Origin of the sequence: Komagataeibacter europaeus LMG 18890 (genome assembly GCF_000285295.1) — a bacterium.
Taxonomy (GTDB): Bacteria; Pseudomonadota; Alphaproteobacteria; order Acetobacterales; family Acetobacteraceae; genus Komagataeibacter; species Komagataeibacter europaeus.
This window is the reverse complement of the sequence record NZ_CADP01000306.1, coordinates 1-1185: the sequence shown is the minus strand read 5'-3', so window position 1 is coordinate 1185 and position 1185 is coordinate 1. Positions and strand designations below refer to the sequence as shown.

General features: G+C 57.0%; 1 protein-coding gene and 2 pseudogenes. All 3 read right to left on the bottom strand.

All coding sequences use genetic code 11. The features are described from left to right. Positions 1-307: pseudogene (locus tag GEU01_RS27210) on the bottom strand (IS21 family transposase); the annotation flags it as partial. A gap of 67 nt (positions 308-374) precedes the next feature. Beyond that, a pseudogene (locus GEU01_RS25500) lies at positions 375-827 on the bottom strand (terminase large subunit domain-containing protein); the annotation flags it as partial. Then, a complete protein-coding gene (locus GEU01_RS27690) occupies positions 817-1092 on the bottom strand; it encodes an IS4 family transposase (RefSeq protein ID WP_081499975.1) in 276 nt (91 codons plus the stop codon). The pseudogene GEU01_RS25500 and the gene GEU01_RS27690, both read right to left, overlap by 11 nt. Positions 1093-1185 lie beyond the last annotated feature (93 nt).

Genomic DNA, 1185 nt, shown 5'->3' with positions numbered 1-1185 from the left:
TTACGGCATCATAGCTTCCTTCATATCCTTCCTCACGCAGCAGTTCGAACAGACGGATGAGGCTCAGCCGTTCGCGGGCCGGACGCGCCACGTTCTCCTCAAGAAGAGCGCACAATCTTCCCTCCCATGGACCAATCCGGGGAAGAGGCTGTCGTTCTCGGTGATAGTCAAAAGACGTCTGTCCCGACCGGATCACCTTGCGTACCGTCTGCCGCGATATCCCAAGGTCCCGGCAGATCGCCTTGATCGCCTTTCCTTCGACAAAATGCGCGCGACGGATCTTTCCAATTGTTTCCACAACAAGCATCCCAAACCGGGCCTCCATTCAGCATGAAGGCCATCGTGAACCCGTTTCTCAGAAAGGGGTCGTTTTTAGCTGCCTGTCCCCCTTCCGAAGGGGTCACTTTTCCATGCCGCTTAACATCCATCCGCCACAACGCGCCATCCACCGCCTGTTGATATTCGCCCAGCATGAAGCGCCTGCGTTCGCGTTCCGGCAGGGCCTCAAGCTGCGCCATGTATTCGGGTGACAGGTTCGCGCGGTTGCCATCGGGGTTCAGGCGCATGGTGGCGTAGCGCGCGCGGTCCAGCGGTGCTGCGGATGTGGGGTCCACCCCGTCCTCGAACACGCGGTACAGCCAGTGCGCGGTGGTGGGGGGATTGGCGTCGATATATTCCTTCAGCGCCAGGGGTGATTTCTGCGCCAGCCGCGTCAGCAGCATGTTGCGCGCGCCATAGGTGATCTGGCTGGCTTCGTTCAGGTAGACGGTGGCGAATTCCAGCCCCATAATCTTTTCCGTCCGGTCGTCCTTGCAGTTACCCATAAATTTTTTCTTCTGTAATTTGATAGGAGAGAGCACCTGTAACGATATCTGCCAGGCGAGACATTCCTCTCCAGATAACAGTTGTTCCGGGCGGAGCATCGGAAGCGCGATCAAGGTAACCACCCAGTCTGGCGACTGCCCGGATGTAAAAATCCAGGTCTGGTGAAGTGCTGAGTTTGCGTATGGGTGTGAACTGTTCGAGTATTTGGCGTTCCACATCTGTAAAAACGGTAGAAGGCGACGTCCCTGGTAATTCACGCCTGAGCATTGTTATCCATGAGATACGCCAGGCCACCACGCAGCATAAGGCGATACAGTTTGCGAGCCGGCCTGCGGTCGTTAGGCGGAGCTCTTCAAGCTT